Source organism: Candidatus Methylomirabilota bacterium (assembly GCA_035764725.1).
Taxonomy (GTDB): domain Bacteria; phylum Methylomirabilota; class Methylomirabilia; order Rokubacteriales; family CSP1-6; genus DASRWT01.
The window spans coordinates 1-8,090 of sequence record DASTYT010000089.1 but is presented as its reverse complement, the minus strand read 5'-3'; the positions used below and the strand labels follow the sequence as shown (position 1 = coordinate 8,090).

The following is an 8,090-nucleotide window of genomic DNA, read 5'->3' as shown; positions in this document are numbered from 1 at the left end:
GAGATGTCGAGCAACGTGTCACGCGACCAGGCGGTGCTCGTCGGCGCGCTGCCGGCCATCGCGCGCGACGCCGCCGGTCGCCCGCTCGCCTCCGCGGAGCTGGTCGTCATGGTGGATCTGCCGCGCCGCGGCCAGACCGATCCCAACAATGTGCCGTTCCGCGGCGTGCAGCCGGCCGCCTTCGCGATTCGCGACGAGATTCGCCTCGTGGAGGGGCGTCCCTTCGAGAGGGGGGTGCGGGAAGTCATCGTGGGCCGGCGCGCGGCGCAGCAGTTCGAGGGGCTGGGGGTGGGCTCGCGGATCGCCTTCCGCGACAGCGACTGGACGGTGGTGGGCATCTTCTCGAGCGGAGGGGACGTGCACGAGTCCGAGATCTGGGCCGACGCCGAGGTCGCGGCCTCCGCCTACCGCCGCACCGGCTTTCAATCCATCACCGCGCGGCTCGCCGACGGAGGGAGCGCGGGCCTCGCCGATCTCACCGCCTCGATCGCGCGCGACCGCCGCCTCTCGATGACGGTGTTTCGCGAGCCGGAGTACTACGCCAAGCAGTCCAAGGTGCTCACCACCCTCATCAACGTGCTCGGCTACACCGTGGCCGCGTTCATGGCGGTCGGGGCGACCTTCGGGGCGCTGAACTGCATGTACTCGGCCATCGCAAGCCGGCAGGTGGAGATCGCCACGCTGCGCGCGATCGGATTCGGCAGCGCGCCGGTGGTGGTGTCGGTGCTGATCGAGGCGCTGGTGCTGGCGCTGCTGGGCGGGGCGCTGGGCGGCGGCCTCGCGTATCTCTACTGCGACGGCGCCACGCTCTCCACCCTCAACTTCGACACGTTCTCCCAGGTCGCCTTCGACTTCCGCGTGACGCCGGCCCTGATTCTGCGCGGGATCGCGTGGGCCTTGGTGATCGGCGCGCTGGGCGGTCTCCCACCCGCGATCCGCGCGGCACGTCTACCTGTTACCCTCGCGCTGAGAGCAGGTTAGCGGCCGTCTAGAAGCTCAGCTTGTCGCCCGGGCTGATCGGGAAGACCTGCGTGGTGACGTTGCCCAGGGCGGCCTGATATTCCTGCGGCGTTCCCTTCAGCACGGGGAAGGTGCCGTAGTGGATGGGAATGGCGAAGCGCGGCTTGAGCATCTCGCGCGTGGCGTAAGCGCCGTCGCGCGGATCCATCACGAAGTGCCCGCCGATGGGGATCATGATGAGATCGGGCTTGTAGTACTCGCCGATCAGGCGCATGTCGCCGAAGAGCCCGGTATCCCCCATGTGATAGAGCTTGAACCCGTTCTCGAACTCCACGATGAAGCCGGCCGGCTCGCCGCCGGGATAGGTCGTGGACTTCTTCGTGGTGGGGTCGGTGACGGTGACCTCGGAGGAGTGCTCGGCCCGCACCTGGGTGATCGTGATCTGAGGCCCGGCGGGGTTGATCTTTCCGCCCTTGCCGAAGCGTACGCCCTTTTCGGCCGGGACCCAGCCGAGATCGACCAGCGTCGACAGGAGGCCGCCCGGCCCGGCCACCGGCGCGCCCGTGCGCTTGGCGAGCTCCGCGACGTCGCCCACGTGATCGCCGTGGCCGTGGGTGACCAGGATCAGGTCGATCTTGCCCAGCGCGTCGAGGTTCTTCATCGCCGGCGGCGTCTTCGGGTTGTTGGTGAGGAAGGGGTCGATGACGATGGTCTTGCCGGTGAGCGAGGTCAGCTTGGTCGTGGCCTGCCCGAGCCAGTGCACTTCGACCTTGGCGTTCTGGGCCCAGGTCGGCGACGCAGCCGTCAGGGCGACAGCAGCGGCGCCAGCCGCTAGCTTGAGGAAGTCGCGCCGACCAAGACCGGACACGCGCTCCTCCGGGTCCGACACGCGGCGACCACGGTATGCGGGGACGATCTGACACATCGCGCGCTCCTCCTCGCCTCGGGCCTGGACCTCAGGCCTTGAGGAACTTGGTGAAGTGGTCCGTGCAGCGCTTCCAGGCATCCGTCGCCGCGGCCGCGTCGTAGGATGGCCGGTAGTCGGCGTGGAAGCCGTGGCCCGCCCCAGGGTAAACGATGATCTCCACGTTGGGGTTCCCGGCGGCCTTCACCATCTCGCCGAACTTGGTGACGTCCTCGGGTTTGATACTGGTGTCCTTCTCGCCGTAGAGGCCGAGGAAGGGGATCTTGATGTCCTTGGCGACGTCGAAGCCCGTGACCGGATTGGGCTGATCGACATAGGGGCGGCCGGGCGGGCCGTACCACGCCACCGCCGCCTTCATGTCGGGGATGGCAGCCGCCGCTTGGATGGCGGTGGAGCCGCCCCAGCACCAGCCGGTCACGCCGAACTTGCCGGCGGCCACGCCCGGCCGCGTCTTGGCCCAGACCGTCGCGGCCTGGATGTCCCCCAGCAGCTGCTTGCGGGGGACCGCGAACACGATCTTCAGGATGTCCTGGATGTTGGAAAGCTGCGCCACCCCGCCTTCACGCTTGAAGAGCTCAGGCGCCACGGCGTAGAAGCCGGCCTTGGCGAAGCGGCGCGCGCAGTCGCGGATGTACTCGTGCACGCCCCAGACCTCCGAGATCACGATGATGGCCGGGTGGGGCCCGCCGGAGGCCGGCCGGGCCTCGTAGACCGGCATCTCGTAGTTGCCGATCTTCACCCCGAAGTCGCCTGCGGCCAGGCCCTCGGTGTCGGTCTTGATCGCCTGAGCGAGCACCTTGTCCACTGCGAGCGCATAGCCGGCGAAGGTCGCGGTGCCCACGAGAGCTTGACGGCGCGTGATGCCGGGGTCGAATGCTGAGGACATGCATGCTCCCTTTTGATCCGGTCGAGCGGTGCGAAGCAGACGCCGAGCGGCGCGACCGGGGAGGGTACCCATGGCATGGCCTCCCGTCAACGACTTACTTCTTGAGGTAGGCGCGGGCGGCGGCCACCTCCGGTCGGTCCGCGTCGGCCTTGTGGCCAAGCTCGGCCACGCGATCGTAGGAGCAGCGCGCCTTGGCGGCATCCCCTCGACGCCGCGCCGCTGAATCTCCGCCTGCTCCGCCCAGTAGCCGCTCTTCGCCGCCACCATGGCATCACGAAGCGCCTCCAGGGGAGCGACGCCTCGCGGGCGCCCGCGGAATTGCCGCTCCGCGCGGCGCCCAGGCCGCGCATCGCCGCTTTCGCGGAGGCGCGGTGGGACTCGATGGACTCCTCCCAGGCGCCCACGCGCGTGAAGATGTGGGACGGCATGTGGAGGGCGTGCGGTCGCCGACGGCGCGATCGAGGCGTAGCGGTGCGCGGCGGTGAGGCTCTTCGGGGCGATGGGGAGGAAGTTGTAGCTGTGGATCAGGGAGTGGGCGGCGCCCGGGTGGTCCGGCTGGCCGCGGCCTTGAGCTGATTGGCGTACGTCGTGTCGGTGGGAAGGAAGGTGATGTTGAGCGCGAGCGCGGAGAAGATCGGCGCCTCCGGGTCGTTCGGGTACTGCGCGGTGATGGCTTCCAGCGCCTTCTCTTACGCGAGGGCGCGGATCCGGTGGTCGACCTTGTCGGCGTCCTTGTAGAAGGCCTCCACCGCGCCGATATAGGCCATTTCACGCGGGGTCTTGGCGCCCATGGCCTTGGCGCGCTGTACGGCCGCCCTCGGTGAGCCCACGTGCGACCGGGGGCCCGGCCAGGGGATTGCCCACCCGGTCATGGCCTGGCCCCAGTGCGCCCTGCCGCACGTGGGGTCGATCTTCGCCACTTCGCCGAAGGCGCCCAGCGCCATCTGGAACCAGAACGAGTGCAGCATGGCCACCGCGCGATCGAGCGCGGGCTGAGCCGCCGCCGAGCGCGAGGTCTCGAAGTGCACGGTCCGAGCTTCTCGCCCTCGAGGGCCGGCACGGGGCAAGCGGTCAAGAGGAGAACGCCGAGGAGCGATGCGGGAAGGGAGAGCCCGCGTGCCATGAAGCGCCTCCTTGGGGCCGGGTTCGCTGCCCAATCGTCGCGGACCCTGCTATCCTGAGGCCGTGGCCGATCTCGTCAACGAATTTTCCTGGTCCCGGACCCGGGACAACGCCTTCCAGGACTGCCGCCGCCGGTACTACTTCCAGTACTACGGCGCCTGGGGAGGCTGGGACGCGGAGTCCGCCGAGCGCACGCGGCTCCTCTACATCCTCAAGCAGCTCGGTACCCGCCAGATGTGGGCGGGGCGCCTGGTGCACGAAGCCATCGAGCGCGCGCTCCTCGCGATGCGCGACGGCTACGCCTTGTCCGAGGCCTCGCTGATCGAGAGCACGGTGAGCCAGATGCGCCAGGAGTGGAAGGGCTCGCGCGCGGGCGTGTACCGGGAGTGGCCGAAGCGGGCCGGGCTCTTCGAGCACGAGTACGGCGTGCCCATCCGCGACGCCGAGTGGCAGGCCCTCCGCGACAATGTCGTGCGCTGCCTGCGGAATTTCCACCGTCTGCCGCTGCTCGCCGACATCAAGGCCACGCCCGTCGAGCGCTGGGTCCTCATCGAGGACATCAACGCCTTCGACTTCGAGGGCATCCGCGTGTTCGCCGCGCCCGACTTCGGCTACTGGAGCACCGCCGATCGCCTCCAGCTCGTGGACTGGAAGACGGGCGGCGGCGGGGGCGACGCGTCGCTGCAGCTCGCGGGCTACGCGCTCTACGCGCTCGAGGTGCTGGGCGTGGATCCCTCGCGGGTGGATCTCCACGAGGTCAATCTCCGCGAGGGCAAGGCCACTCCCCATCCCTGGGACGCGGGCGCCCTGGACCGCGTGCGCGAGCACATTCGCTTCTCCGCTCGCGGCATGAAGGCATATCTCCGCGACCCCGCGCGCAACCTCGCCGAGGAGGCCGACTTCGAGCGGGCGGAGGACCTGCGCATCTGTCGCTGGTGTAACTTCCGCCAGGTGTGCCGCCCCGAGCTCCCGCCGTTCGGCCAGGCCGAGCCGGTGGCCGAGATCTCGCCCCAGGAAGTGACATGAAGGCGCTGCTCGTCGACCTCGACGACACGCTGCTCGACTACTCGGGCGGGGTGGACGAATGCTGGGCGGGGGCTTGCCACCGCGTGGCCGCGCCCGTCGGCGTGGATCCTGCGCGCCTGATCCCCCAGGTGGCTCGGTCGCGCCGGTGGCTGTGGGACGATCCCGCGCGGCACCGGATGGAGCGCACCGACATGATGGGCGCCTGGACCAAGATCGTCGCGCACGCGCTCGCCGAGATTGGCGCCGAGCGCAACGGTCTCGCCGCCGAGGTGGCCGAGGCCTATGCGGAGAGCCGCTGGCGGCGGATGGCGCTCTACCCGGGCGTGCGCGAGGCGCTGGCACGCCTGCGTGCCCGGGGTCTGCCGATGGCGCTCGTCACCAACGGCGACACGCGCCAGCAGCGGCGCAAGATCGAGCAGTACGAGCTGGCGCCCTACTTCGACGCGATCGTGATCGAGGGCGAGTTCGGCGCGGGCAAGCCGGACGAGGCGGTGTATCGGCACGTGCTCGACACCCTTCGCGTGCCCGTCGCCGGCGCGTGGATGGTCGGCGACAACCTCGAGTGGGACGTGGCGGCGCCGCAGCGGCTCGGCCTCTCTGCGGCCTGGGTCGATGGACCCGGCCGCGGGTTGCCGGATGGCAGCGCGGTGAAGCCCGACCGCATCCTCCGGGCGTTCCCGGAGCTGCTCGACGCCGCTACGGCTTCGGCGGGCGGACGATGACGGTGCGGAGCGTGGCGAGGTAGCTTCGCGCCACCCGCTGCACGTCGGCGGCGGTGACCTTCTTGATGTCCGCCGAATACTTGTCCAGGTACTCCTGCCCCACGCCCGCCGCCTCGTAGGCGGCGAGGTACCAGGCCTGCCGCGCGTTGGTGCGGCGATCCATGGCGAGATTGCCCAGGATGTAGGCCTTGGCCACCCGGATCTCCTCCGCGGTGGCCGGGTCGCGCTGAATGCGCTCGAGCTGCTCGCGGAGCGCGGCCTCCGCACGCTCGACGTTCTCGGGCGCGGTCCCGAGCTGGGCGAGCACGTAGGACCGGTCGACGCGCGTGGGATAGAGGAGCCCGGTGGTGTAGGCGAGCCCCTGTTGGTCGCGCAGCTCGGAGAAGAAGCGCGCGGCCAGCCCGCCGCCGAGGATCGCGCCCAGCACTTTCACCGCGGCGTGGTCGGGCTCGGTCATGCTGGGCGCGGGGCCGCCCGAGAGGATCTGCGCCTGGGCGCCCGGCACCTCGAGCACCTGGCGGGAGGCGGCCATGGGCGGCAGCGTGACCTGCGGGAGCGGCGGACGCGGACCCGGCATCTCACCGCCGAAGCGCTTCTGCACCTGGTCCAGCACCTCACCCGCGCGCACCCGGCCGCTCACCCCGAGCACCAGCTCGCCGGGCACGTAGAAGCGCCGGTATTCCTCGATGAGCGCATTGCGATCGATCCGCTCCACCGCATCGCGGCGGCCGGTGGGGCTCCAGGCGTAGCCGTGGTCGCCGAAGAGGCTCGCGAGCAACGTGTCCGCCGCCACGTCGTAGGGCTTGTCGCCGCGATTGCGGATCTGGTTCAGGATGAAGTCGCGCACGGCGTCGGTGGTGCTCTGGGGGATGGTCGGGCTCAGCGCCACGTCGGCCACGAGGTCGAGGATCCCCGCGGCGTAGCGGGACAGGGCGGTGGCGGGGACCTCGGCGTAATCCGAGTCGCCGTAGGCGTCGATGCTCCCGCCCATACGGTCGGCCGCCTCCACGATCTGGCCGCCGTCCATCTTCTCGGTGCCGCGCACGATCATGAGCTGGAGGAGATTGACGATCCCCGCCTCCCGAGGGGTCTCCCAGCGCGTGCCGGTCCGGGCGATCAGCGACATCGCCACCACCGGCGCGGTCGGGTTCTCGCGGACGAGCAGGGTGAAGCCGTTGGGGAGCCGGGTCCGCGTGACGCCCTCGGTGGCCGAGGTGGTCTGCGCGCGGGCCGCGGCGGGCCGCGCGGTCCACGCGGCGAGCCCAGCAGCAGTGGCGAGGAACTCACGGCGGCGCATGGCGCTCAGCGCTCCTTGCGGGGGATGAAGGCCAGCCGCGCGTAGTTCTCGCGCGAGAGGTAGTGCCGGGCGGCGTCGCGGATCTGCTCGCGGGTGATCTGACGCAGCCGCTCCACGTAGCGGAGCTCTTCTTCGAGCACCCATGTGGTCTCGGCGACGCCGTACGCGTTCGCGAGGCCCTCCGAGGTCTCCACGGAGAAGGCGTGCTCGGACTCGAACTTGGTCACCGCGAGCTGCCGCTCCTCCTCGGTGGGGCCGCTCTCCTGGATCTTCGCGATTTCTTCCAGGATGATCTGCTCGGACCGCGCGAGGTCCTTGGCCTCGAGCTCCGCGCGGAGCGACACGATACCGCCGGCCACCAGCGCGGCGTAGCTCATGGTGATGCCCGTGACGATCCGCTCCTCGTCGCGGAGCCGCTTGGCGAGGCGGCTCGACTCCGTCCCCGCGAGGATGGAGGCGAGGAGATCGATGGCGTAGCCGTCGGGATCGTCCGAGCGCGGCGCCGCCCAGCCCATCGCGAGCAGAGCCTGCTGCTCGGGCCGCTCCACGTCGCGGCGCTTGACGCCGACAATGGGCTTGGGCGCGGGCACGGGCGGCGTTGTGTAGCCACGCCGGGGCACCCGGCCGAAGGTGCGATCGACCATGGCTCGCACCTCGCGCTCATCCACCGGCCCCGCTACCACCAGCGTCATGTTCTCGGGGGTGTAGTAGTACTTGTTGAACGCCTTGAGGCGCTCGCGCGTGGCCGCGTTCATGGTCGCCGGCACGCCGAGTACCGGGCGGCCGTACGGGTGGCCCTCGAACACCATGCCGTAGAGCTGGCGCACGATGGCGGTGCGGGGGTTGTCGGTCTCGATGCGCGCCTCCTCGAAGATGACGTCGCGCTCGCGGCCGATCTCCTCGGGTTCGAAGGCGGAGCGGAAGGCCATGTCGTGGAGCAGCTGGATGGCGGTCTCCGTGGCCTCGCGCGGCACCACGATGTAGAACGTCGTGTAGTCGAACGAGGTCACTGCGTTCGAGCGCCCGCCCACGCCTTCCACCGCGCGATCGATGTAGCCGGGCCCCCACTTGTCCGTGCCCTTGAAGAGCATGTGCTCCTGGAAGTGCGCGTAGCCGAGCTCGTCCGGCTTCTCGTAGCGCACGCCCACCCCG

8 protein-coding genes are annotated in these 8,090 nt (G+C 70.2%); 3 read left to right on the top strand and 5 right to left on the bottom strand.

All coding sequences use genetic code 11. The annotated features are described in order from the left end of the window. A partial coding sequence (locus VFX14_13980; GenBank protein HEU5190792.1) for an FtsX-like permease family protein occupies window positions 1–981 on the top strand: 981 nt, incomplete at its 5' end. 7 nt (window positions 982–988) lie between these two features. Here VFX14_13980 and VFX14_13975 read toward each other — a convergent pair. The 3 genes from VFX14_13975 to VFX14_13965 form a co-directional block, all read right to left on the bottom strand. Beyond that, the gene (locus tag VFX14_13975; GenBank protein ID HEU5190791.1) at window positions 989–1,885 is read right to left on the bottom strand and encodes a metal-dependent hydrolase; all 897 of its coding nucleotides are present in this window, start codon (window positions 1,883–1,885) and stop codon (window positions 989–991) included. Window positions 1,886–1,916: 31 nt separating this feature from the next. Further along, a complete protein-coding gene (locus tag VFX14_13970; protein HEU5190790.1) occupies window positions 1,917–2,771 on the bottom strand; it encodes a dienelactone hydrolase family protein in 855 nt (284 codons plus the stop codon). A gap of 689 nt (window positions 2,772–3,460) precedes the next feature. After that, window positions 3,461–3,799 carry a hypothetical protein gene (locus VFX14_13965; protein ID HEU5190789.1) on the bottom strand — a complete coding sequence of 113 codons (339 nt, stop codon included), beginning with the start codon at window positions 3,797–3,799 and terminating at the stop codon, window positions 3,461–3,463. 157 nt (window positions 3,800–3,956) lie between these two features. Here VFX14_13965 and VFX14_13960 point away from each other — a divergent pair, with 157 nt between their 5' ends. Then, window positions 3,957–4,919, top strand: a complete 963-nt coding sequence (locus VFX14_13960) for a PD-(D/E)XK nuclease family protein (GenBank protein HEU5190788.1) — start codon at window positions 3,957–3,959, stop codon at window positions 4,917–4,919. Further along, window positions 4,916–5,641 (top strand): HAD family hydrolase, encoded by a 726-nt coding sequence (locus tag VFX14_13955; protein HEU5190787.1) that lies wholly within the window; start codon window positions 4,916–4,918, stop codon window positions 5,639–5,641. The genes VFX14_13960 and VFX14_13955 overlap by 4 nt, the downstream gene beginning before the upstream one ends. Here the strand turns inward: VFX14_13955 and VFX14_13950 are convergent. Together VFX14_13950 and VFX14_13945 are read right to left on the bottom strand one after the other, a co-directional pair. Continuing rightward, entirely contained in the window at window positions 5,616–6,938 is a 1,323-nt protein-coding gene (locus VFX14_13950) for a pitrilysin family protein (GenBank protein HEU5190786.1), read from the bottom strand. The two genes, VFX14_13955 and VFX14_13950, sit on opposite strands and share 26 nt — an antisense overlap. Window positions 6,939–6,943: 5 nt before the next feature. Further along, window positions 6,944–8,090: pitrilysin family protein (locus VFX14_13945; GenBank protein HEU5190785.1), on the bottom strand; the 1,147-nt coding region annotated here is incomplete at its 5' end.